Source organism: Pseudomonas sp. FSL L8-0168, from assembly GCF_037976155.1.
GTDB classification, from domain to species: Bacteria; Pseudomonadota; Gammaproteobacteria; order Pseudomonadales; family Pseudomonadaceae; genus Aquipseudomonas; species Aquipseudomonas paracarnis.
On sequence record NZ_CP150262.1, the window covers coordinates 2706149 to 2729407 of the forward strand.

Below are 23259 nucleotides of genomic sequence, written 5' to 3' on the forward strand. Positions count from 1 at the left end.
GCGAGCAAGCTCGCTCCTACAGGCTGCTTTTAAACTACAAGATTATTCATCTCGCAGTACTCTTCCCAATCGACACCCAGCACCTCGGCCGCCTCTTTGTGCAAGGCCAACCGCGCAGCTTCGAACTCTTGTGGTGTCGAGGTGTACTTGAGGGTCAGCTCCCAAGGCTGGTAGCCCTGACTCTCGGCCTCATCTTCAAATGCCCACTGAATCTGGTCGCGCTGATCGTCGGCACTCAGGTCCTTGATCTCTTCTTTAAGCTGCGGCGTGTCCTCAAGGTAGTGCTTGAGTGCTTGTTCGTGCCGAGCGGCCTGGGTCATTTCGGTCGTGGTCATATTGTTCTCTTAGATCGAGGAATGGGAATGCATCTGGGTCTTCAAGGTTGCGCAGTTACAAAAGAGCGGGCGCAAATGCCCGGCTCACCTGGCCTTCAGAACCATTCTGGGATCATCTGAAAACATTGCCGTTGAAACAGTGGTGCCTGTGGTGCCCGAGACAGGAATCGAACCTGCGACCTTCGCGTTACGAGTGCGCTGCTCTACCGGCTGAGCTACACGGGCGGTGGGCTAAAGCTAGCACTGCATTGGGCATGCAGCAACTTGCTCGCTCACCGCCCGGCGACTGTCACGCGCCGTTGGCGCCGCAGCCCTTGGCAGCGTACTGCGGCTCTACCGTGGTGGCACAGTTCCAGCCGGTGGTGGCGCTGCGGGTCAAGGTGATGGTCTTGCCGAGCACGGGCGCGGGCGCATCGAGGATTTCACAACGCAGGGTGCCTGCGCCCGAGGCCACATCGCCTGTCACCTCGATCGCGCAGTTGGCGGTAGGGCTGGTGCCCCCGATGAGGGAAAGGGTCGGCGTGGTGCCCTGGTTGATGACGTCCTCATAGCCGGCCTTTAACGCGCTGATTTCAGCCAACCCCGCGGTGAACTTGGCCTTGGCCTGGTGCTTGGTGTACATGGGCAGGCCAATGGTGGCCAAAATGCCGATGATTGCCACGACGATCAATAACTCGATCAAGGTAAAACCTTTTTGACGCATCTCTTTCACTCTCCAGAATAGAACCATGACAAGGCACGTCCTGCGCCCCGTAGTGTGCAACGGCGCCAGTGTACTCATCCCCACGCAGTCCATCGCCTGCGAGACGCACAATCTGACATTTTATCGCCTAGCGCCAGCCTGTCCGAATCCGCCGCCTGACTAAGCTATAAATTCTTCACGACCTGGGTGCGTCAACCTCACATGAACGACACGTCGACAATTTATGCCTGGGAAGGCATCAACCGCAAAGGGCGCCGGGTGTCCGGGCAAATCGCCGGCCATAACCTTGCGCTGATCAAGCTACAACTGCGCCAGCAAGGGATCTGCCCTGAGCGTGTGCGCAAGAAATCTTATGGTTTACACATCTTCAAGACGCGAATAACGCCTGCAGATATCGCCCTGTTCACTCGCCAGTTGGCCACCTTGCTCAAAGCCGGCATCCCGCTGCTGCAAGCCTTCGACATCATCAGCGAAGGCGTCGAAAACCCACAGCTGCGCGAACTGGTCAAGGCGTTGAAACAGCATATTGCCAGCGGCCACCCGTTGGCCGCTGCCCTGCGTCAATATCCCCGCCATTTCGATGAGCTGTACTGCAATCTGGTGGCGGCTGGCGAAATGGCCGGCGCCCTGGAAACCCTGCTGGAGCGCGTGGCGATTCATTTGGAAAAAAGCCAACGGCTCAAAACCAGGATCAAGAAAGCCATGACCTACCCTATCGCGGTACTGGTAATTGCCACAGGGGTGAGCACAGTGCTGTTGATCCATGTGGTGCCGCAATTCCAGAACTTGTTCGCCGGGGTCAACGGCCAATTGCCCGGGTTTACCCTGGGGGTCATCGCGCTGTCGGAACTGCTGCAACAGGCGTGGTGGATGCTGGGGCTGGGTGTGGGCGCGGCGCTGGTTGTGGGGCGCCACGCCTACCGTACTTACCCGGGGTTTCGCCATTGGTGGGCAGCAGGTTTGTTGAAAGTGCCCATGGCAGGCAAACTGCTGCACAAATCTGCGGTCGCCCGCTACGCTCGTACACTTTCCACCACCTTTGCGGCGGGCGTCCCTCTGGTACAGGCATTGGGTTCGGTGGCCGGCGCCGTCGGCAATGGCCCCTTCAAACAGGCAATCGAACGTATGCGCCACGATGTATCCACAGGCATGCAGTTGAATCAATCGATGCATAACAGCGGCCTGTTCCCAGGCATGGCGATCCAGATGACCGCAATCGGGGAAGAGTCCGGCACCCTGGACCGCATGCTGGAAAAAGTCGCGAACCACTACGAGTCAGACGTGGATACCTTGGTCGACAACCTCACCAGCCTGATGGAGCCGCTGATCATGGTCGTATTGGGGGGGATTGTCGGCGCGCTGGTAGTGGCCATGTACCTGCCGGTGTTCCAATTGGGGACGGCATTTTGAGCCTGCTGCTGAGCGAACATCCCTGGGCGTTTGTTGGCCTGGCGCTGGTGTTGGGCCTGATCGTCGGTAGCTTCCTCAATGTGCTGGCGTGGCGCCTGCCCAAAATGCTCGAGCGGGAATGGCGTGCACAGGCCCATGAGATTCTCGACTTGCCAGCCGAGCCCGGTGGGCCGGCCTATAACCTGATGCGTCCGAACTCCTGCTGCCCGCGCTGCGATCAACCGATTCGGCCTTGGGAAAATATCCCGGTGCTCAGCTACCTGTTGCTCCGGGGGCATTGTGCCCACTGCCGTGAGCCCATCGGCCTGCGTTACCCCCTCACCGAACTCGCGTGCGCGCTGATCTCAACCGCTGTCGCCTGGCACTTCGGCTTCGGCTGGCAAGCCGGCGCGGTGATGCTGTTGAGTTGGGGCTTGCTGGGCATGAGCCTGATTGATCTGGACCACCAACTGCTGCCGGATGTGCTGGTGCTGCCGCTGCTATGGCTGGGGCTGATCCTCAACAGTGCTGACCTGTTGACGCCACTGCCCGATGCAGTGTGGGGCGCGGTTATCGGCTACATGAGCTTGTGGTGCCTGTTCTGGCTGTTCAAGATGGCCACCGGCAGAGACGGCATGGGCCATGGCGACTTCAAGTTATTGGCCTTGCTGGGAGCCTGGGGCGGCTGGCAGATTCTGCCGATGACCCTGCTGATGGCCTCGCTGCTGGGCGTGCTTGCCGGGCTGATCCTGCTGCGTTTGCGTAAGGCCCAGGTGTCAGCGCCGATGCCGTTTGGCCCCTGCCTGGCAATTGCCGGCTGGATTGCATTGCTCTGGGGTGGTCAAATAACCGACTTCTATTTGCAGTCTGTCGGTTTCAGATGACCACTTCTGTTGCAACACCCTGGATTCTTGGGCTCACGGGCGGCATTGGCAGCGGCAAAAGTGCTGCGGCCGAGCACTTTATCAAGCTGGGCATCGACCTGGTGGATGCCGATCACGCCGCGCGCTGGGTGGTCGAGCCTGGCCGCCCGGCCCTGGCACGCATCGCCGAACACTTCGGCAGCGACGTGCTGCAAGCCGACGGCCAACTGGACCGTGCCGCGCTGCGCAAACTGATCTTTGAGGTCCCGCAAGAGCGCCTGTGGCTGGAAGCCTTGCTGCACCCGCTGATCGCCGAGGAAATTCGCAGCCACCTGGCACGCGCCCAATCGCCCTACGCGATCCTGGTGTCGCCGCTGCTGATCGAGTCCGGGCAGTACAGCATGACCCAGCGCATCCTGGTGATCGACGTGCCGCAATCACTGCAGATTCAGCGTACCCTGCAGCGCGACGGCATCAGCGAACAACAGGTGCAGGCGATTCTCAAGGCCCAGTCCAGCCGCGAAGACCGCCTGAACCATGCCGATGACGTGCTGGTCAACGATAAGGACCTCGCCTGGCTGCACGGCGAGGTCGAGCGACTGCACCACTTTTACCTTACTTTGCGTGGAGGCCGATCATGAGCCAACCCCTGACCGTCGACTGCCCAACCTGCGGTGCACCCGTGGAATGGAAAGCGACCAACCTCAACCGACCGTTCTGCTCGGACCGTTGCAAGCTTATAGACCTGGGCGCCTGGGCCGCTGAAGAACACAAGATTCCCGTGGCCCCTGACGCCGAAGATGAACTGTTTTCCGAAGACCTGCCGCCACGCCACTAAGGGCGCATAAAGGCATATTCCTGCTGGTCGTCGAGGTTCTCTGCAAGGTATTGCAACTCGTCGGCCAGGTCTTCAAAACTGCGTACACCCTTGCTTTGCTGCACGACCGCACTGAGCATGGCCCGCAAGGTCAAGCCGGGGTCAAAACCGATTTCCTGCGCTGCATCCTGGCTTCTGCGCAACTCCTGCCGTGCCCACTCGTACACACTCATTGTCCGTGCTCCTGAAAATTTTGCAGAGCATGGACCCGCGCCGCGGCCTGGCATTTGACCTGGATCAACGCCGCGAATCGTCGTCCTTCCACGGCGCCGAGAGGTAGCGAGTGCGGTTGAACGTCTCCAGCCATTCCGGGCAAAACACCACCAGCGCGCTGATGACCATGCCGTTGATAAAGGCTTCGGGAAAGATGATCAGCCACAGGTAACCGACAAAATCTTCCAACCACTCAGGCATCGCAAAAAGACCGTCGAACCACAACAAGCCCAAGCCGGCCAACAGGCATAGCAATGCCGAGAGGGCGGCAGCAAAAAAGCCCGAACAGAAGATATACACAAAGGGGTTTCGCGGCTGCGCCCGCTCTACCAACAGCGCGCACCCTTCGGTGACCAGCACCGGCAGCACGATCAGCAGCAGGCCATTGATGCCAAGCGCGGCCAGGTCCTGGCGCCCCAGCAGCATCAAGCCAAGCTGGGCAGCAAAGCCTCCGACGATTGCCAGCGGCCAATCCAGCAGCAAGGTCACGGCGGTCATGCCGATAAAGTGGTAGGACACGCCGGTATCGAAATCCCGTCGCACGAGCCACAGCATGAACAGCGCGAACACCGTGCCGAACAGCAAGTGCTGGCGCCGACGGTCGGCAAACAACTCCACCCATGGCGAGCGCAGCATCGCCCACATCAACACGGGCGCATACACCAGCCAGCCGAGGCCGAGCGTCTGGGGTGCCAGAACCGCTGCACTGATCACGGATGCTCTGCCTTTACCAAAAACCTCATCACACACCTCGTCCCTGGGCCTGCTCCACATCAGCATTCTACACCCGCGTTTTTAAGGCAAGACTTCCTGTGGTCATCATTTGAACGCTAAGCTGCGACTATGGATGACTCAGATTATTTGCGCCTGCTCACCGTAGCAGCCGAACAAGCCAATGCGTTTCTGTCCAATGCCCGCAAGTGGGAGCGTGAGCGTTGGGTCTGCCAGCGCCTGCTGCAAGGCTTGAACGTGCCCTACCGCGTCGAAGAGTTTCACGCTGCGGGCCAGGAGCCGCCCGACGTGTTGTTTCGCGACGCCAGCTTCGAGGTCTTTTTTGTGCTGGACGAGGGCCGTCGCCTGAACGACGAGTGGCGCGATGAGTTGCTGCGCAGGCGCAGTGCTTTCTCCTTGAGCCAACTGGTACGGCGCGAAGCCAAGCCACGGCGCATTCCGGCCCATGAATTCCTGCTGCGCCTGGCCCCCACACTGCGTAAAAAAGCCCACAACTACAAAGAACGCGGCATGGACCTGGGGGAGTTGGACCTCATTGCGTTTACCAGCCTCAAACGCGAAGTGCTGGACCTCAACAGCCATTTTCCGCCGCCGACCGAATACCTGCGCCAAGGCTGGCGCTCGCTGTCACTGGTGGGGCCAACCTTTGCCAGGGTGCTGTTTGCACATCCCGACGCGCCGGACTTCTTGCGCAACAACCTGGGCCGCAGCATAGTGTTTGATGTCGGCATCAGCCTTTGATGCCCCTGGCTGTAACGTGGCGCCCCTTTGCAACGTCTACCTGACGAGGCCTTTATGACCAGCCGCCTGAAACCCGATGACCAAGAGCGTGTCGAAGAGTACCTGCGACTTACCCAGCACAGAGTCGAGCGCAAGCCTTTCCGGCCGTGGCTGCTCCTCTGCGTGGTGCTGGTCGTGGTAATCGGGCTCGGTGCGCTGAGCCGCCTATTGAGTTACCTGACGCTATGAGCCGCCTGGCGCTCGCGAGGGTAACTGCTCCGATTTCTTTTAGCCTTGCGAGATATCCCCATGACCCATCGTATTATTATCGTCGGCGGCGGTGCCGGCGGCCTGGAGTTGGCTACCCGCCTGGGTAAGACTCTGGGCAAGCGTGGCAAGGCCAGCATCACGCTGGTCGACACCAACCTGACCCACATCTGGAAGCCGTTACTGCACGAAGTGGCGGCCGGCTCACTGAACTCCTCTGAAGACGAACTCAACTATGTTGCCCAGGCGAAATGGAACCACTTCGAGTTCCAGCTAGGGCGCATGAGCGGGCTTGACCGTGAGCAGAAAAAAATCCAGCTGGCCGCCACCCTCGACGAAGAAGGCCGCGAACTGGTGCCTGCCCGCGTGCTGGGCTATGACAGCCTGGTGATTGCGGTAGGCAGCACTACCAACGACTTCGGCACTGAGGGCGCAGCGCAACATTGCCTGTTCCTCGATACCCGCAAGCAGGCCGAGCGCTTCCATCAGCAACTGCTCAACCACTACCTGCGCGCCCATGCCGGGCAGACCGACGCCGTTGAACAGATCAGCGTCGCCATCGTGGGCGCCGGTGCCACCGGGGTCGAGCTGGCCGCCGAGCTGCATAACGCCGCCCATGAACTGGCTGCCTATGGCCTTGACCGTATCAAGCCAGAAAACATGCACATCACCCTGATCGAAGCCGGCCCGCGGGTATTACCTGCACTGCCGGAGCGGATCGGTGGGCCAGTGCACAAGACCCTGGAAAAACTAGGGGTGACGGTACTGACCAACTCGGCGGTCAGTGAAGTAACTGCCGATGCCTTGATCACCAGCAGCGGCCAGGTGATTCCGGCCAGCCTCAAGGTCTGGGCGGCCGGTATCCGCGCACCCGGTTTCCTCAAGGACATCGACGGTCTGGAAACCAACCGCATCAACCAACTGCAAGTCCTGCAAACTCTGCAAACCACCCGCGACGAAAATATCTTCGCCTTTGGTGATTGCGCCGCCTGCCCGCAACCGGGCACCGACCGCAATGTACCGCCACGGGCCCAAGCGGCTCACCAACAGGCCTCATTGCTCGCCAAGTCGCTGAAGCTACGAATCGATGGCAAGGAGCTGCCGACCTACAAGTACACCGACTACGGCTCGCTGATCTCGCTGTCGCGCTTTTCCGCGGTGGGTAACCTGATGGGCAATCTGACGGGCAGTGTGATGCTGGAAGGCTGGCTGGCGCGGATGTTCTACGTGTCGCTGTACCGCATGCACCAGATGGCGCTGTATGGGTTCTTCCGCACAGCGATGCTGATGCTGGGCAGCAAGATCGGCCGCGGCACCGAGCCACGCCTTAAATTGCACTAACAACCTGGTCTCGAAGGAGGCCTGGCAAATGTGGGAGCGGGCTTGCTCGCGAATACGGTGGTTCAGTCACAGATGTACTGACTGACACAGCGCATTCGCGAGCAAGCCCGCTTGTATGCTAGGACTTGAAGGGAGGAGAAGAAGGGACAAAGCCCGATTCTGACTGTTGACGCAGTACAGACCGTGGGAGATTTCGCCCCTCCTCCTTTCACCCAAGCGCCGATAAAGAATGCATCTGGCTATGACCGACGATAGGAACAAGCCTGCGCCTCTGGTGAGCCCTTCAAGTGCTCAAAACCTTAGCCCGGAGGAAGCCCCATGGCAATGCCAGTTTCTGTCTCAAAGCCAATCGTAGGCGTCGATGTCGCTAAGAATGAACTGGTGATTTATCACGCTGAAGCCGATCTGTTAGAAACAATCCCAAACACCAAAGCCGCTATCAAAAAATGGCTGAAGGCCTTGTCCTGCAAAGTGGCCATCGCAATTGAAGCCACCAATATCTACCACTTGGAGTTTGCTGATCTAGCTCATGAAGCTGGTTGCGTGGTTTACATGGTTGGAGGTTATGAGCTCAAGCATTACCGCGAAAGCGTGAAGATCCGGGCCAAGACCGATGCTTTGGATGCCAAGTTGCTCGTCCGCTATTTGAGAAAGGAGGCAGACGAACTGCGTCCCTGGACACCTCCATCACCGCTGTATCGCCATCTTCTAAGCCTGTTTCGTCGGCGCGCAGCCTTGGTTCAGGCGCGCGTCAGCCTGACGCAAAGCTGGGCGAACGAGCCGCTTCTTAAGGCCTCGTTTGCCGAGCAGGTGAAGTCGATGCAGAGACTGGAAGGGCTAATCGAAAAAATGATCAGTGACTGCCTGAAAGAAGCAGGTTTACTGGGTCAGTTGAAGCGTTGCTTGAAAGTCGAAGGCATCGGTTTTTTGACTGGCGCGCGTTTGATTGCCACCTTCCAACGGGGAGAGTTCAGGAATTCGGACGCGTTTATCGCCTTTCTTGGTATGGATTTGCGCGTCAACAAGTCAGGACAGAAGGATGGTCGTCGTAGTTTAAGTAAGCGCGGCGACTCAGAAGCTCGGCGCCTGCTGCATAACGCAGCGATGGCGGCTAGCCGAACAGAGACATGGAAAGCGTTTTATCAAGCACAGAGGGCGCGAGGCTATAGCACCACACAGGCGCTGGTAATACTGGCCCGCAAGCTTGCTAGGGTGGTGTTCGCTCTGCTGAAAGGGCAAAGCGAATATCAGCCAAAAGTTGGTTGAGGGTTGCCCCTCAACCATAGAATCTCCCACTTTATTTTGCGGTGAATTCAGAATTTGCGAGCACAAAAAAAATCCCCGTATCTTTCGATACGAGGATTTTTAATATGGTCGGGGTAGGGGGATTCGAACTCCCGACATCCTGCTCCCAAAGCAGGCGCGCTACCGGACTGCGCTATACCCCGGTAATAAAAAGGCGACCTTTCAGTCGCCTTCTTCGATCAGCGCTTTTGGCCTCTGATCTTAAGATTCGATTCCAGCGTTAACTGGTCTCAAAAATGGTGGGTCGTGTGGGATTCGAACCTACGACCAATTGGTTAAAAGACAATTGGTTTTAGTGCTTCATAGCCCAGGATCGTGTTCGCTACACATAGCTGTTTCCGTGGCCTCGCAGCCTCTAATGAACCCACATTAGAGGCTCCAAACCATGAAAATCTCTGCGGTCGTTTCGACCAAAGGCGGCGTAGGCAAAACTACCATCGAGGCCAACCTCGGCGCTTTTTGTGCGGATGCAGGCCTGCGCGTGCTCATGATCGACCTAGATCCTGCACAGCCTTCGCTCTCCTCGTATTACCAATTGGTCGATGAAGCTCAAGGAGGCATCTACGACCTGCTGGCATTCAATATCACCGAATCAGCCAAGATCATATCCAGCACCACGATACCAAACCTGTCGCTTGTCATTTCCAACGACATCAACAACCAACTGAACAGCCTGATCCTGCAAGCACCTGACGGACGGTTGCGACTCGCCAACCTGATGCCGGGCTTCAAAGATCATTTCGACCTGGTACTGATTGACACCCAAGGCGCCAGGTCGGCAATGCTCGAAATGGTGGTCCTAGCCTCTGATTTGGTCATATCCCCACTTCCGCCCAATATGCTCGCTGCACGGGAGTTCAGCCGGGGATCCATGCAGATGCTGGACGGCCTGCGCGCCTATGGGCGCCTGGGCATGAAAATCCCTCCTGTGCGGATCGTCGTCAACAATCTCGACCAAACCACCGACGCGCAAATGATCGAGCAGTCGGTACGGGAAATTTTCCAGGACAATGACGAAATCAACGTTCTGGAATGCGTCGTCCCCTCCGCAGTGGTGTTTCGTAACAGTTCATCCCTGGGCGTCCCAGTACACCGCTTGGAATACAGACAGCCTTCCAACCGCATATCCCCTGCAGCCCTTGTCGTGATCCGCCAATTGGCCATTGAGCTTTTTCCAGAATGGCGTGACCGCTTCGAGGCCATGACCGAGGAAAAGGTAGCTAACTTGGTGAGGGAGGGTCGTTGAAATGGCGAAGCCCTCCATTACCGACGCCCGCAGTATTACTGCAAACCTCATCCTAGAGGTTGGCAAGTACTACAGCGCTCAGCAATTGCGCAGCTTGCAAGCCAAGCTCAGTGGAACCGCACGAGAAATCCGAGCCCTGACAAGCGGTTACCAATTACCCGGTCGGATTGGCGCTCAGTTGAGCGTTGACCAGCTTCAGCTTTTGCAGGACGCCGCGAAGCTTATCGAGTCAGTGAACTCGAACATTAAGCACGCGAAGGAAAAGCGCGGCCGCGACGAAAACCAAGCCAAACGCCGTCAGCAAAGTCGATATGCCGAAGCCAAACGCCTGGTAGCTGAAACATATTTAGAACCCTTTGCTCCTGAGCCAACGGCTTTGGACCCTCTTCTAGATATTCTTAAAACAGCGCTGACGCTTAATCGAGCAGACGTTTTCAGGAATGGTTATTCCCCTAGGGAGTTCAATCTCAGGCTCCGTGATTACCTGTCGCCTGCCAGAACTCGAAAGCTCATTGGCTGGACCAGCCCAAGTGCTTTTTGGATAAGCACGGTTCTCTCTCTTCGTAATGACGTTGTGCAAGCTGTTGAGCAAGAGATTGCTTACGACGATGGGTCAAGTGTTCAAGACCGCCTTGATGCCCTGAAACAGAAGGTTGCGGACTGCCTTGCCCGGACTCACCTCTCTGCTGATGAGGAAGAAACACTTCGCCTGTGGTCAGAGGCGCTCTCCCCCCGCCTCCAACAGGAAGGGGGTGAATGATGGACAAGCAAAAAGTCCTCAGCAAGGTCGCCAAACTCATGGCGCTGGCCAAGTCACAAGGCGCTGCCCCAAACGAAGTGGAAATTGCACTTCGTCAAGCTCGCCATTTGATGAATCAGTACAACTTGGAACACACCGAAGTCGCTGCCCATACAATCGAAGAATCCATTGTGGGTACCAAAACCCGTCGGGCACCGCAGGATTGGCTGCACAACCTGGCCTCAATCTGTTCCCAAGCCTTCGATTGCAGCCACTTGGCGTATTTCAATCCGCTACTTGGCTGGTCCTTCAAGTTCTTGGGGAAAGGTATTTCACCCGATCTGGCAGCTCACACCTATTCAACGCTGCATCACCAGCTTGTCGCAGCCCGACGAGCTCATGTTGCCCAGCAGAAGCGCTGCCAACTGAAAACCAAACGTCACCGCGGCCAACTGTTTGCCGAGGGCTGGCTCAATGCCGTCGCCTCTAAGGTGAACCAGTTTGCAGGTGGGATAGACGAAAACACTGCGCTGGAGATCCAAGCCTACCTGGAATGGCATCATCCAAAACTAACGCTAGCCATTATCAAGCCCATCGAAGCCAAAGGTCATGACACCCGCTCTTTGCAAGCGGGATGGGACCAGGGCAAGCATGCCAGGCTGCATCGTGGTGTCGGACAGCAGTCACAAGGAGCCCTTGGGCATGGAGGGAGCCAATGAGAACTCATTCGCTTTCACCTTTGGCCATGGCGGCGCTGGAACAAGCCAGATCCCAACTTGGGCTTGCCCCGGTTCACAAACACCATGTTTGGAGTGAGGCAGAAGAGCGCTCGCTCATTGCCCGCTATCCCAATGAACCGACTCAGGTCCTAGCCGCCGAATTGGGGCTCAGCGTCTATCAGGTCTATGCCAAAGCCAAACGGCTGGGCTTGAGCAAAAGCGCCGAGTTTCTTCGCAGTAGTCTCTGTGGCCGGCTTGACGGCAAGTTGGGCGCAGAATTCCGCTTTCCCAAGGGATCCGTCCCATGGAATAAGGGCCTTAAGGGGCTCCCCTCCTCTGGCCGTATGACTCAGACGCAGTTTAAGGCCGGCAATAAACCGGGGAACTGGCTGCCTATTGGCAGCCTGCGCACAACTCCTGACGGTTATCAGCAGAAGAAAATCACCGATACCGGTTACCCACCCGTTGACTGGAAAGCCGTGCATGTACTGCTTTGGGAGGAGCATCACGGACCAGTCCCTATAAACATGTGCGTGTGCTTCAAGGACGGCAACAAGGCCCATATAGCCCTGAATAACCTGGAGTTGCTGACGAGAGCAGAACGTATGCGTCGGAACACCATTCATCGGTATCCGGAAGAGCTGAAATCCGCAATACGCGCTATCGGCAAACTCAAACGCACCATCCGGGAGGTTGAACATGAAGAACAAGATTGAAGATCTACGTAATCACCTGTTCGTCGCGATCGAGAGCCTCCTGGACCCAGAAAGACCAATGGAAATCGAACGGGCCAAAGCGGTTGCCGAGGTTGCTCAGGTCATGATCAATTCAGCGAAGGTTGAAGTCGACATGGTCAAAGCCCTGGGGGCACGCAACGGGAGTGGTTTTCTTCAGATAGGCCAGGAGTCTGGGAAATGAATCACCTTGACCTCTCACCTCCCTACTCCGTAGAGGCTGAACAAGGTGTGTTAGGTGGGCTACTGCTCGACAACAACACCTGGGATCTCGTCGCAGACAAACTGGATGCCTCTGATTTTTTCCGACACGACCATCGGTTGCTGTTCCGGACAATGGCAAGCCTTGCTGACAAGTCCATTCCGTTCGACATCGTCACCGTCCACAACGCGTTGGAGGAGCCAGACGAAGCCGGAGGGCTGAGCTATCTGGGCGAGCTGGCCAAAAACACGCCGTCTGTAGCCAACATCGAGCATTACGCATCCATCGTGCGTAATCGCTCTCGGCTCAGACAGCTCATGTCCCTTGGATACCAATGCTCTCGCGAGGCGACAGACCCGTTGGCAAGTGCGGAGGATGTTCAAGAATCAATTGAACAGCAACTGTTCGCTCTGGGTGAAGGCAAGAGCGCAACGGAATTCGTCAATATCAACCAATGCCTGACGAACGTCGTCGAACAAATAGACGAACATTTCAACGGCAATATCACCGTGACCGGCCTGCCTTCAGGCCTGGAGGACCTGGACGAGCTGACGTCGGGTTTTCAAGAAGCCGACCTGATCATCCTCGGCGCGCGCCCGTCTATGGGGAAGACCTCTCTGGCCTTGAACTTCATAGATACGGCTCTGCAGGCAAAGCTTGATCGTACAGTTCAGGTTTTCAGCATGGAAATGCCGGCCAAAGCACTGATGTATCGATTGATGGGCATCCTAGGCCATATCGATCTGGGCAGGCTATTGAAGGGCAAGCTCGATGATGATGATTGGCCGAAGCTGACTGCAGCGGTTTCTCGTATTAATGGCTATGGAGAGCGGCTGGTCATCGACGACTCATCAGCGCTCACGCCTGCAGTAATCAGAGCTAAATCTCGTCGAGCAGCTCGTCGCTTCGGACACCCGAGCTTGATCCTGATCGATTACCTGCAGCTCATGCGCTGCCCAGGTCAGGAAAACAGGGCCAACGAGATCAGCGCTATATCCCAGTCCCTCAAGGCCCTAGCGAAAGAGATGAATTGCCCGGTGGTTGCGCTTTCCCAGCTCAACCGAGAACTGGAGCGACGGCCAAATAAGCGTCCGATCAACGCAGACCTGCGTGATAGCGGTGCGATTGAACAGGACGCGGACCTGATTATGTTCGTCTACCGGGACGAGGTGTACCACCCTCAGAGCGAACACAAAGGCATTGCAGAAATCATTCTCGGCAAGGCGCGTAACGGCCCAACTGGGACCGTACGAACAGCCTTCATCGCCAATCAGACCCGGTTTGCCAACCTCAGTCCCAACGCCGGCTGGCAAGGGGCTCAACTATGAAAAAGCACACCTCAGCGATGAATACTCTCGTACGCATCACTCACTGGTGCCTTCAATGCGATAGCCACCACCCGAAACATCAAGTGAGTGGCGCTCCAGCCTTACCCGGCGGTGAAGTGGACGAGCTTATTTGCCCTACTTGCAATAGCTATGACATCGAGGAGCTTCAGGAGGTGTCGGATGCACAGTAGCGCCGAGCTATTTCCTAGTATCCATGCCGGTGCCGTGTTCGAAGCCTCTGCTGTGGCTCATGCCCATAAATCTGGGATCAACCCGGTGGAGCTCGACGCATTAGCTCAAGCGATCGGCCGCCTTGCTCGTGACCACAGCACCGTGGTCCCAATGAGCATGCGTGAGGATCTGTTGGAGTTTGAGAAGCTCGGCTACGTCGAGCTGACCAACACGCCCAGCGCAACAATTACCGTTGAACTGCTCTGTGCGGGCGCCTTGCTATCCAGCTACTTCTGGTCGGTTTGGGTGCCCCGCTACCTCCAGTGCTGCTCGCTGAAAGTGGCCGTCATGTCTCACCTGCAACACCCCGCGGAAGTTCAGCACTGCAGCGTGGTGTTCCGCGTGCCTGGAGCACGTGAGGCTACGCGTCACTTTTTGCATGAGCTCGGTACCAAGTTTCCTGGCGATCAGGCTGAAATCATCGCGATCCAGACCGGTAACGTTCTGGCAGACAGGGATGCAGAGCTATGACCACCAATCTCCTACGCGGAAAAAGCGAGAGCCTTCGTGTACTCGTGAAGTTTGCTGAAGCGAATGGCTGGACGGTGTCTCGCACTCAAGGTGGCCATATCAAGTTCACGAAATCTGGCCTTGGATCGATTTACACCTCATCAACCGCAAGCGATTACCGCTCAGGCCTCAACGCCAAAGCCCGTATTCGTCGTGCTGATCGAGCTCAAACCCTACACTCGCAGGAGGCAATCTAATGCCTATCCGTCATTGCATCGTCCACCTGATCGACAAAAAACCCGATGGCACACCTGCTGTTCTCCAGGCACGCGATTCGGAGCTATCCGAATCGGTCGCCATCGAGAACATGCTTGCCGACCTCAACGAGAGCTATAACGCCAAACAAGGCAAGGCCTGGGGTTTCTTCCATGCCGAGTCCGGCGCGCACCCGTTTAGCGGCTGGTTAAAGCAGTACTTTGAAGGTGACCAGGACTTCACCGCCTTCAGCCACACGGCGGTCGAGCATCTGCAAAAGCTGATGGAAGAGTCCAACCTCTCCACCGGTGGCCACGTACTGTTTGCCCATTACCAGCAAGGCATGACCGACTACCTAACTGTCGCCCTGCTCCACCACAGTGAAGGCGTGGTGGTTACTGACGATCTGGACGTCACTCCTTCACGCCACCTGGACGTTGGCCAGTTGCACCTGGCAGCGCGTATCAACTTGTCCGAGTGGCAGAACAACAAGCAATCCAAGCAGTACATCTCGTACATCAAAGGCAAAAACGGTAAGAAGATCTCGGGGTATTTCAGCGACTTCATTGGCTGCATGGAAGGCGTCGACGGCCCGGGCGAAACCCGCGCCCTCCTCAAGGCGTTCAGCGACTTCGTTGAAAACGAAGACCTGCCAGACGAATCGGCCCGCGAGAAAACCAAGGCCCTGGTGGACTACGCCACCAGCCAGGCCAAGCTCGGTGAACCCATGGGCCTGGAGGAACTGTCAGGCTTGATCGATGAAGATCGCCCCAAGGCGTTCTACGACCATATCCGCAATAAGGACTACGGCCTGTCGCCGGAAATCCCCCTGGATAAACGCACTCTCAACCAATTCCGTCGGTTCACCGGCCGTGCCGAAGGCTTGTCCATCAGTTTTGAAGCGCATCTGCTAGGGGACAAGATCGAGTACGACGAGGCGTCCAATTCATTAGTCATCAAGGGGTTACCTACCCAACTCACTGATCAGTTGAAACGTCGCTGAACACACTTTCTACCCTAGGCATCGGAGCCCACCATGAGTAACAAACCACAGCGTCTGCATGAAGAAAAATTCGTTATTCGCCTGCCCGACGGGATGCGCGAACGCATCGCGTTGGAAGCACGTGAAAACGCCAGGTCGATGAACTCAGAAATTGTTTATCGGCTGGAGACAACTGCCGAACTTGAAGCTGCTCTGGATCGTGCTTTGAAAATCATTGACCAGCTTTTGGCGGCAAGCCCGGCTTATGAGCAGCCAGGAGCCAGAGTATGAAAGCGTCTTTGGCCCAAACCATGAAAGATAAGCTGTTGCTGCCGGCGTTTGAATCGAAGTCGCCGGTGGCAGCGCGAATGAGCGACCCCATCGTCGATACCCCCATGCTGTTGACTCTCGACGAAACGCTGCCGTATGACGAAAACCCAAGGACGACTCGTAACCCGAAGTACGATGAAATTAAAGAGTCGATACGAAATCGGGGACTCGATACGCCACCTCCCGTCACTCGTAAACCTGGGGAAGATAAGTACCGGATCCGCAACGGCGGCAACACTCGCCTGGCAATTTTAAACGAGTTGTATCGTGAGACCGGCGACGAGAAGTACTTCAAGTTTCACTGCCTATTTCGACCCTGGGACGCCGTTCGGGGCGAAATCATCTCGCTCACCGGCCACTTGGCTGAAAACGACCTCCAAGGCCAGCTCCTGTTCATTGAGCGGGCTATTGGGGTCGACAAAGCGAGAGCGCTGTATGAAACAGAGGCAGGGGAGTCTATCTCATTACGTGAGCTTTCACGGCGGCTGTCAGCGGATGGCTACCCGGTCTCCGCGTCTCACTTGAGTCGTATGCACGACACCATTCGGTACTTACTGCCAGCAATTCCAGGCGCGCTGTACTCTGGACTGGGAGTAGACAGAATCATAAAGCTTCTGTCTTTGCGCAAAACAGCTCTTCAGTGCTGGGATCGCAATTATCAAGAGCAGGAGCAGCACCTTGATTTCGATACGCTTTTCCAAGATGTACTGTCCCAGTTTGAGGGCGACGCTGAAGAATTTCTATTCCAGCGATTTCAGGACGAACTGATAGATCACCTTAAAAAGCCGCTGAACCTCGGCTACGAGCAAATACTGTTGGAAATCACTCAGAACCAGGACCAATTGCGCCGGTCTACGCCGGTTCTTGAGCTGCCACAGTACCCTGCATCGCAATTTGAGGGGGGGACTCAACTTAACGTTTCGAACAATGGCATTGAGGCTAATCAGAACCCTCTACAACTACCCCCTACTACTTCGGGGGGCAGCACACATAAGACGACGCCCTCCAAAGAGAGTCCTTCACCTCAAGGGGTGCAACAGCAACTGGCCCCAACTCCGCAGGAGCAAATGAGCCCACAAGAGCGCCAAGCACGTATCGATGGGCACGTTGCGAGCCCTGTGAAGACTTCTCCCAGAGTCGACAAGATGAAACGGGAGCTCGCTGCGCTTGACGGTGAGGTCTTGCCCGACTTCGCCTCCAATGCCTTGGTGGCCATCCCTGTTCAAGCTGGCGGACTCAATCCCATTTCTGACCTTTGGTACATCGAACGCGAAATAGACAATACCGCGACCCTGCGTCAGCACATCGCTCAATTGGCTCGCGAAATAGCCAGCTCGGTCAAAGCCCCAGGTCAATTTATCGATATCGATGGTGGCGTCGGGTTCAGCTACCGACACCCCGAAGCGGAAGTCGAAATTACTGCCACAGCCCAACATACCTTGACGCTGCTCCAGTCTTTGAGCGGCTCGATGGCCATCGTACTGAAAATGATTCAGCAGCAACCCAAGCTTCAAATCGACGCGTTGGCTGACTTTGAGTTCGCAGCCGGACTGGGCCAGATCTTACTGGGCCAGCCTCACACAAAAGATCAGCCCCCTGAAAGTGAATGCCGTCTCAGCGACGGCGCTCTAGTGAAGCTGTTCCGCATTATTCGTCTCGCAAGACGTTTGATTGACCTGGAAATCCAGTCAGTCGCCAACAACGGTCCGAATTCAGCCAGTTAACACACGGACTCTACAAGGGGGAGTCGTCATGTCCAAGACACCAATAAATGAAGCAATCCTGTCACAGGTGCTTCATCACATGCGTAATGGCCAACTTCGGCGCTGCATCGAAATGGGCCTGGAGCCAGAGATATTGGCTCAGCTCCAACAACCTTCAGTACTGAGCTTGCTGCTTAACACTCCCGTGTCTTGGTGCAACGTCACCATTGATGGGGACATGGTAAAAAAACTACTGTCAGGCGCGCAGCGTTCTGATGAAGAAGTGCGCATGATTGAACGTGCGCTGCGACTTGGCGCGACCACTCAAATGCTGCAACAGTTCTTCGGGCTGTCTCCGCAGGATGTGGCCCTTCAACGCCTAATGATCGGCGTGACGGCACGTCGTGGCCGTTGGCGCGAATTCAGTGAGGAGATGGACGCTCAGCTTTGGTACCGATGGACGCACCTAATGCAAGAGCATCAGGTAGAGCTTGGCGACAGTCTCGCGTTGCTGGACATCGCCATGTTGGTCGCCGAGGAACTCAATGCTCCACAGGATACTAGCCCAGATGAGACCCACGAAAACCTCAGCCTGGCCATCATCTGGCATCGCATTCAGTCCTGGATAAAGGAAGGGCTTTACCCTCCTGCAAACCCTGGCCTTCCGAGAAGGCTACAGCTTGTGTCTTCTCAACGACTTGCACAGCCTGCAGCGACATCGGTGGAAGGTGACTCTGTATTATGAGGTTGTCTCGGCTTCCCTTGTCGACGCTTTTAGACTCGGCCTCGGGTCACCTTGAAGCTCATTTGCTTCAGAAAAAAGAGTCGGCGCCTCCGGGGATTGAAGGGTCTTCCCCCTACTCCGGAATTATTTTCAGCGGGAACCCACACGAAACGGTTCCTCGCCGATTGCTTTTGGATGATCGCTTAACCCCGCTTGAAAGAAACACCTGGCAGGTATTTCGCCTACTGATCAATGACGACGGCCTTACGGCGTTCCCTACCTATGACCAACTGCGGCCATATTTGGGTATGCAACCCGGTAGGCCTGCCTCGCGTGAAACTGTATCAAAAGCATTAGTGACCTTACGTCTCACCCGTTGGCTTAGCCTGGGGCGACGGGTGCGCAATGATCTGAGTGGACAAGTGCAAGGCAACGTCTACCTGCTTCACGACGAACCGGTCACACCGGCCGAAGCTATAGAGTTCGACAAGGACTACTTGCAGCTACTCGCGCAGTCAATGCAGCACCAGACCAAGGTGATTCGCGAAGTGGCAGAAATTGCCTGGAAGGAATTTGCAGCTGATCCTGATGTTGGCCAACGCTTACCTAGCAGGCTGGACATCATCGAATCCCGCATGAATAGCCAGGCCTGGACCAAAGCGCAGGCTCCAGTCGTTCTTAAAGCGACTGAGTTCGGAATCCGAACTCAGCAAAATATAGCTCTATCTCCACTGAGTTCGGATACCGAACTCAGTGAAAAAGGCGAAGAGCGAATCGCTTTGGAGCAGAGTTCGGATGCCGAACTCAGCCGTAAATCACTGAGTTCGGACTTAGTTCGGCATCCGAACTCATATAGTACGTATACAGATACACACAAAGATGTTTGTAAAAGCTCTGTACATGTACCGCCCACACCAAACGACATCGCTGCCGATTTGCTCGGTGCACTGCATCGACTACCGGTCGAGCAAAAACAGAACGCGGTCCTGGCGCTGCAAAAGGTTCCAGCAGAGTTGAAAACCGCGCTCATCAAACAATGGGTCCACCGCTGTGACTCGGGAGGGGTCCGAAACCCGCTTGGATACTTAATGACGCTCGTCGGCATGGCCGTTCGCGGCGATTTCAACAGCCAATGGAACCCTGACGACAAGGCAAAAGCGAGCCCCGAGCGTCAAGACGCTTCAGCCCCGCCAGAGGGCGCAGAGCAGCCGACGAAGACGCTAACGCAGACGCGTAGCCCTGAGTCGATACAAACCGCAAAACACACACTCAGCGGAATGCTGCATCTGCTGAAGCCTAATCGGGGTACACATCCATGATGTCAGGTGGACAACCAGAATATCGTGGTAACGCGGCCCAGAGCGAAGCGGTCGTGACCGGAATCTGTGCCAGCTACACAGCAAGTGTTGCGGCCCGCAACACCCTGACAGGAACCGAAATACGCCGCGGCCGCCACGCAAGTGACTCGGCCCAAATCACTTGCCCAGGATCCGGCATTCGTGCCAGCGACACGGCAAGTGTTGTGGCCCACAACACCCTGACAGCATCCGGCACCGGAGGTGGCCGCCATATAAGTGGTGCGGCCCGCACCACCTTGGCAGGATCCGGCATCCGTGCCGGCGACATGGCAAGTGTTGTGGCCCACAACACCCTGACAGCATCCGGCACCGGAGGTGGCCGCCATATAAGTGGTGCGGCCCGCACCACCTTGGCAGGATCCGGCATCCGTGCCGGCGACACGGCAAGTGTTGTGGCCCACAACACCCTGACAGCATCCGGCACCGGAGGTGGCAGCCATATAAGTGGTGCGGCCCGCACCACCTTGGCAGGATCCGGCATCCGTGCCGGCGACATGGCAAGTGTTGTGGCCCACAACACCCTGACAGCATCCGGCACCGGAGGTGGCAGCCATATAAGTGGTGCGGCCCGCACCACCTTGGCAGGATCCGGCATCCGTGCCGGCGACATGGCAAGTGTTGTGGCCCACAACACCCTGACAGCATCCGGCACCGGAGGTGGCCGCCACGCAAGGGATTCGGTCCGCACCGGCGAGTTTCAGCTCTTCCTATATAGAAGCCTCAACAAATCCCCTTCCATCGGGCTACGTATTTAATGCTGCGTCTCCTATAGCCAAATTGCAGCATGGGTACGTCAATCCTCTTCCCAAGGAAACACTGCACCATGGCTGATAACTTCCGGCTCAACATCGGTTCACTGCGCAGCGATGTGAAGCTCACCCTTCACACTCACCACGCCGCTCGTATATGGATGGGGCGCCCTAAAAATGACCTCAAAGCCGGCATCATTGGTCTGTCAGGGTTCTGCACTGTCGTCAATCGAATGTCTCGAGGCGCCCAACAGGATGATCCCTACTCTGACTGGTGGATGATCCTCCTCGAGGAAAAGATCAACGATTCCAAGGAAGCGTTAAAGACCATCGAAGATCGCCTGGACACAGCCATGGCCTCTCTTCCACCGGCCATCAGCATTAGCGAAAACCTCTCGATCCAGCCTGTCAGCCTCCCGCTGTACATCTCCAATCCCCTGGGATTTCAGGCTGTGTACCTGCTGACGAACTACGACGAAATTGTCAGACGCATTCTGTTGGCCCAGCACGTTGGCCTTGTCGGGCGCCACGATATGGAAACCTGGATCGACGAAGGCGCAGCGGTACTGCGGAGACTGTTTGGTCTGGCCCAGATCTATAAGTACTCAGGCGCTGCCCGCGACGACTTCGCTGCAAACAATGCCAAGGCTGAAGCAGCCCGCAAAATGTACGAGCGGTACGGTGAGCTGCCACAAGACATCCTGGAAGGCACCCGCCGTTCGAATTTCGCGCCACCGATCATCCGCGGTCAGCAGCAAACCGAGACGGATGATCATCTCGATGACCCCGTTGAGGGTTAAAGAGCATGGGCCAGATTCCCTCCAATGATGGGTCGCTGCAACAGACCGCCTTCCGGCCACTGCAACAGGAAGCCTTTCAGCGACTGCAACAGGCTGCCTCACTAAAGGGCCTTTTAAAGCCTTTTAAAGGTAAGGGGGAGCTGACCCAATTTGCCGATCTTTGCCGAGCTCAAGAATCGGACTTAAAAGCTCTTGCCCAGGAAGTGCTGAGCCAGGCCCGCCGATATCCATTCACCCTAGTTCCAGTGCGGTTGACTGAGCAGAACACCCAAGCCGGCACCCAGTTTTTGAGATGGCAGCAGGTGACAGATCGGCGGATGGGCGTAGGGGTTTGGGCAGAAATGATGGGCTCACCCAGAACACCGGAATCCATGCTGCAGGATCTTTACGTGATGGAGCTGCAGCGCATCACCTTGAATATGCAAATGAGTTTGCTGCACTCGATCACCAAACAGGCCGCCGAGTGCGCAGAAAAAATGGGCCAGGCAGAGGCCGTGTATACCGCTCGCCTGCAGCAGCTCAACAACCCAACGCAACACCAATAACCTCGGAGAATACTCATGGGCACGCCCGTACAAGGCTGGGAAGGCAATATCGGTTCTGCACCGGAATTCAAAGAATTCCCCAACGGCAATAAAGACCCACGTCGACTCATGCGAGCCAACGTTTACTTCGACAATTCGATTCCGGATGGCAAAGGCGGCTACGAAGATCGTGGCGGTTTTTGGGCGAATGTGGAGTGGTGGCACAAGGACGCCGAGCATTATTCGCAACTGTTCCAGAAAGGTATGCGAGTGCTGGTTTCCGGTCGCGCCGTTATGGACCGTTGGAAGAACGACGATGGCGAATTCGAAGCTTTGAAAATCCAGGCCAGCCGGGTCGGCATGCTGCCACACCGCGTGACCATGGTGAATCTGGCGCCTTCGCAAAACCAGAATTCGCAACAGTCCAACAGACCCGAATCGCGGCCGCAGCCAGCTCCAGGCCCGGATGAATATCCAGATACCGATCCACCGCAATTCTGAAAACAGGGGCTTAATTTTTCGGCCCATTCGTGTAGCTGTCGGTGTTGGGGGAAACAGCTCATCGTTTCCCCCGACCTCATTAGAGAACCACTACAAATTAGGACGTGCCGATGGATGAAGTTTTGAGGGACCCAACAGGGTACGTTGTCATTGGCGCAGAGCACCCAGCTTTAGGCCGTGTTTACTGGGCTTACTTTGATGAAAGCGAGGTGAATGCTCCGGACTACTACGGGCTCACCCTGGACATAAACCGAGCATCATGGGCTCCAGTTGGGTGGCGAACGGGAGAGTATCTGATGGGGGGCCGTGGAGAGACAGACCTTGATACCTGGCAAGCCCGCCGATTTATCAACACCTTGCTCGATGAATACCGCTTAGATACTGAATACCGCGTCGACTTTGACGACGACGACGAAATGACTGAACACTTATACGGCAAGCTGGAACAACTACGTGTTCAAAGCGGACAATCCACTCAGGACTTCATCGCGTGGATCAGAGTTGCGAACTGGACGGACGAGCCAGCTTCGAATTGACATCAAACCGCCAATTGGTTGGCAAAAAATCGCGCCATTCGTTAACTTTCAGGTTGAGTCACACTTCCATTCGGCTATCTCAAGCACAGAAGTTTAAAACTTCCGTTTTTGATGCAAAAAAATGCGCTATTCGTGATGTTACTGTCTGATAGATCTGTTCTTCGGGGACCGATAGCCAATGGCGCAATCTCGAACTTCTTTGAAACCAGCAGATAGGCGGCAATTCAATAACCCCCATACTGCCGTTCAAATAGCCGGTGCTGACGCCGCCCGAAAAGGGCTACGGGTGTATGACTGCCCTTACCACCATCCTGCGATGCGCGCGTCGTGGCTAAAGGGCTTTGCCCAGGAACAGCAGCTGACGCTGGACCTCTAGCCGCTAAAAGCCTCCCGTTGTGCATTG

The 23259-nt window shown here is 56.4% G+C and carries 31 protein-coding genes and 2 tRNA genes; 27 read left to right on the plus strand and 6 right to left on the minus strand.

Annotated elements, in window-relative coordinates:
• Nucleotides 1-29 precede the first annotated feature (29 nt).
• The 3 genes from MHH62_RS11845 to MHH62_RS11855 all read right to left on the minus strand — a co-directional run bounded on the left by MHH62_RS11845 (nt 30) and on the right by MHH62_RS11855 (nt 1038).
• Complete coding sequence (locus MHH62_RS11845) at nt 30-335, minus strand: DUF6388 family protein (RefSeq protein ID WP_014716875.1); 306 nt, start codon at nt 333-335, stop codon at nt 30-32.
• A gap of 149 nt (nt 336-484) precedes the next feature.
• Nucleotides 485-560: transfer RNA gene (locus tag MHH62_RS11850), tRNA-Thr, on the minus strand.
• Between the two features lie 64 nt (nt 561-624).
• Nucleotides 625-1038 (minus strand): pilin, encoded by a 414-nt coding sequence (locus MHH62_RS11855; RefSeq protein ID WP_166406348.1) that lies wholly within the window; start codon nt 1036-1038, stop codon nt 625-627.
• 201 nt (nt 1039-1239) lie between these two features.
• Here MHH62_RS11855 and MHH62_RS11860 point away from each other — a divergent pair, with 201 nt between their 5' ends.
• Genes MHH62_RS11860 through yacG form a run of 4 tightly spaced genes read left to right on the plus strand, consistent with a single transcriptional unit; the run spans nt 1240 to nt 4128 of the window.
• Nucleotides 1240-2448, plus strand: a complete 1209-nt coding sequence (locus MHH62_RS11860) for a type II secretion system F family protein (protein WP_032903994.1) — start codon at nt 1240-1242, stop codon at nt 2446-2448.
• The gene (locus MHH62_RS11865; RefSeq protein ID WP_032903993.1) at nt 2445-3311 is read left to right on the plus strand and encodes an A24 family peptidase; all 867 of its coding nucleotides are present in this window, start codon (nt 2445-2447) and stop codon (nt 3309-3311) included. Before MHH62_RS11860 ends, MHH62_RS11865 begins: the two co-directional genes overlap by 4 nt.
• Nucleotides 3308-3931: a dephospho-CoA kinase gene (coaE, locus tag MHH62_RS11870; protein ID WP_032903992.1), complete on the plus strand. Its 624-nt coding sequence runs from the start codon at nt 3308-3310 to the stop codon at nt 3929-3931. The genes MHH62_RS11865 and coaE overlap by 4 nt, the downstream gene beginning before the upstream one ends.
• Nucleotides 3928-4128, plus strand: coding sequence for a DNA gyrase inhibitor YacG (gene yacG, locus MHH62_RS11875; protein ID WP_003188437.1), 201 nt, complete (start codon nt 3928-3930; stop codon nt 4126-4128). The genes coaE and yacG overlap by 4 nt, the downstream gene beginning before the upstream one ends.
• On the opposite strand, the gene MHH62_RS11880 is transcribed toward yacG, so the two are convergent.
• Together MHH62_RS11880 and MHH62_RS11885 are read right to left on the minus strand one after the other, a co-directional pair.
• Entirely contained in the window at nt 4125-4340 is a 216-nt protein-coding gene (locus tag MHH62_RS11880) for a hypothetical protein (protein WP_003171680.1), read from the minus strand. The two genes, yacG and MHH62_RS11880, sit on opposite strands and share 4 nt — an antisense overlap.
• 64 nt (nt 4341-4404) lie before the next feature.
• Nucleotides 4405-5094, minus strand: a complete 690-nt coding sequence (locus tag MHH62_RS11885; protein WP_102666587.1) for an energy-coupling factor ABC transporter permease — start codon at nt 5092-5094, stop codon at nt 4405-4407.
• A gap of 129 nt (nt 5095-5223) precedes the next feature.
• Between MHH62_RS11885 and MHH62_RS11890 the strand changes: the two genes are divergently transcribed.
• The 4 genes from MHH62_RS11890 (at nt 5224) to MHH62_RS11905 (ending at nt 8706) form a co-directional block, all read left to right on the plus strand.
• Nucleotides 5224-5853 carry a DUF1780 domain-containing protein gene (locus MHH62_RS11890; RefSeq protein ID WP_003188431.1) on the plus strand — a complete coding sequence of 210 codons (630 nt, stop codon included), beginning with the start codon at nt 5224-5226 and terminating at the stop codon, nt 5851-5853.
• Nucleotides 5854-5907: 54 nt separating this feature from the next.
• On the plus strand, nt 5908-6081 hold the full coding sequence (locus MHH62_RS11895; RefSeq protein ID WP_014716869.1) for a DUF3094 family protein: 174 nt from the start codon (nt 5908-5910) through the stop codon (nt 6079-6081).
• Nucleotides 6082-6141: 60 nt separating this feature from the next.
• Complete coding sequence (locus tag MHH62_RS11900; protein WP_339232986.1) at nt 6142-7440, plus strand: NAD(P)/FAD-dependent oxidoreductase; 1299 nt, start codon at nt 6142-6144, stop codon at nt 7438-7440.
• Between the two features lie 324 nt (nt 7441-7764).
• On the plus strand, nt 7765-8706 hold the full coding sequence (locus MHH62_RS11905) for a transposase (protein WP_339233034.1): 942 nt from the start codon (nt 7765-7767) through the stop codon (nt 8704-8706).
• Between the two features lie 105 nt (nt 8707-8811).
• Here MHH62_RS11905 and MHH62_RS11910 read toward each other — a convergent pair.
• Nucleotides 8812-8888: transfer RNA gene (locus MHH62_RS11910), tRNA-Pro, on the minus strand.
• Between the two features lie 242 nt (nt 8889-9130).
• Between MHH62_RS11910 and MHH62_RS11915 the strand changes: the two genes are divergently transcribed.
• The 19 genes from MHH62_RS11915 (at nt 9131) to MHH62_RS12005 (ending at nt 23232) form a co-directional block, all read left to right on the plus strand.
• Nucleotides 9131-9991 (plus strand): ParA family protein, encoded by an 861-nt coding sequence (locus MHH62_RS11915; RefSeq protein WP_008437313.1) that lies wholly within the window; start codon nt 9131-9133, stop codon nt 9989-9991.
• 1 nt (nt 9992) lies between these two features.
• Entirely contained in the window at nt 9993-10751 is a 759-nt protein-coding gene (locus MHH62_RS11920; RefSeq protein WP_008437314.1) for a hypothetical protein, read from the plus strand.
• A complete protein-coding gene (locus MHH62_RS11925) occupies nt 10748-11449 on the plus strand; it encodes a DUF2786 domain-containing protein (RefSeq protein WP_008437315.1) in 702 nt (233 codons plus the stop codon). The genes MHH62_RS11920 and MHH62_RS11925 overlap by 4 nt, the downstream gene beginning before the upstream one ends.
• Entirely contained in the window at nt 11446-12165 is a 720-nt protein-coding gene (locus MHH62_RS11930; protein WP_020301295.1) for an HNH endonuclease signature motif containing protein, read from the plus strand. The genes MHH62_RS11925 and MHH62_RS11930 overlap by 4 nt, the downstream gene beginning before the upstream one ends.
• The gene (locus tag MHH62_RS11935) at nt 12149-12367 is read left to right on the plus strand and encodes a hypothetical protein (protein ID WP_008437317.1); all 219 of its coding nucleotides are present in this window, start codon (nt 12149-12151) and stop codon (nt 12365-12367) included. The genes MHH62_RS11930 and MHH62_RS11935 overlap by 17 nt, the downstream gene beginning before the upstream one ends.
• The gene (gene dnaB, locus MHH62_RS11940) at nt 12364-13713 is read left to right on the plus strand and encodes a replicative DNA helicase (RefSeq protein ID WP_008437319.1); all 1350 of its coding nucleotides are present in this window, start codon (nt 12364-12366) and stop codon (nt 13711-13713) included. Before MHH62_RS11935 ends, dnaB begins: the two co-directional genes overlap by 4 nt.
• Nucleotides 13714-13893: 180 nt before the next feature.
• Nucleotides 13894-14415 carry a hypothetical protein gene (locus tag MHH62_RS11945; protein ID WP_008437321.1) on the plus strand — a complete coding sequence of 174 codons (522 nt, stop codon included), beginning with the start codon at nt 13894-13896 and terminating at the stop codon, nt 14413-14415.
• Entirely contained in the window at nt 14412-14651 is a 240-nt protein-coding gene (locus tag MHH62_RS11950) for a type II toxin-antitoxin system HicA family toxin (protein WP_008437325.1), read from the plus strand. Before MHH62_RS11945 ends, MHH62_RS11950 begins: the two co-directional genes overlap by 4 nt.
• Complete coding sequence (yejK, locus tag MHH62_RS11955) at nt 14651-15652, plus strand: nucleoid-associated protein YejK (protein WP_008437326.1); 1002 nt, start codon at nt 14651-14653, stop codon at nt 15650-15652. Before MHH62_RS11950 ends, yejK begins: the two co-directional genes overlap by 1 nt.
• Nucleotides 15653-15685: 33 nt before the next feature.
• Nucleotides 15686-15922, plus strand: a complete 237-nt coding sequence (locus MHH62_RS11960; RefSeq protein WP_008437327.1) for an Arc family DNA-binding protein — start codon at nt 15686-15688, stop codon at nt 15920-15922.
• Entirely contained in the window at nt 15919-17685 is a 1767-nt protein-coding gene (locus MHH62_RS11965) for a ParB family protein (protein WP_008437328.1), read from the plus strand. The genes MHH62_RS11960 and MHH62_RS11965 overlap by 4 nt, the downstream gene beginning before the upstream one ends.
• Before the next feature lie 28 nt (nt 17686-17713).
• Entirely contained in the window at nt 17714-18409 is a 696-nt protein-coding gene (locus MHH62_RS11970) for a DUF2857 domain-containing protein (RefSeq protein WP_008437329.1), read from the plus strand.
• Nucleotides 18406-19707, plus strand: a complete 1302-nt coding sequence (locus tag MHH62_RS11975; protein ID WP_019816979.1) for an STY4528 family pathogenicity island replication protein — start codon at nt 18406-18408, stop codon at nt 19705-19707. The genes MHH62_RS11970 and MHH62_RS11975 overlap by 4 nt, the downstream gene beginning before the upstream one ends.
• A 203-nt stretch (nt 19708-19910) precedes the next feature.
• Nucleotides 19911-20501, plus strand: coding sequence for a hypothetical protein (locus MHH62_RS11980; RefSeq protein WP_124356005.1), 591 nt, complete (start codon nt 19911-19913; stop codon nt 20499-20501).
• 68 nt (nt 20502-20569) lie between these two features.
• Nucleotides 20570-21295, plus strand: coding sequence for a TIGR03761 family integrating conjugative element protein (locus MHH62_RS11985; RefSeq protein WP_008437331.1), 726 nt, complete (start codon nt 20570-20572; stop codon nt 21293-21295).
• A gap of 5 nt (nt 21296-21300) precedes the next feature.
• Nucleotides 21301-21840, plus strand: a complete 540-nt coding sequence (locus MHH62_RS11990) for a DUF3158 family protein (RefSeq protein WP_008437334.1) — start codon at nt 21301-21303, stop codon at nt 21838-21840.
• A gap of 15 nt (nt 21841-21855) precedes the next feature.
• Nucleotides 21856-22320 (plus strand): single-stranded DNA-binding protein, encoded by a 465-nt coding sequence (locus MHH62_RS11995; RefSeq protein ID WP_008437336.1) that lies wholly within the window; start codon nt 21856-21858, stop codon nt 22318-22320.
• Nucleotides 22321-22430: 110 nt separating this feature from the next.
• Nucleotides 22431-22856: a hypothetical protein gene (locus MHH62_RS12000; RefSeq protein WP_008437339.1), complete on the plus strand. Its 426-nt coding sequence runs from the start codon at nt 22431-22433 to the stop codon at nt 22854-22856.
• Nucleotides 22857-23034: 178 nt separating this feature from the next.
• Nucleotides 23035-23232, plus strand: a complete 198-nt coding sequence (locus MHH62_RS12005) for a CrpP family ICE-associated protein (RefSeq protein WP_073845721.1) — start codon at nt 23035-23037, stop codon at nt 23230-23232.
• Nucleotides 23233-23259 lie beyond the last annotated feature (27 nt).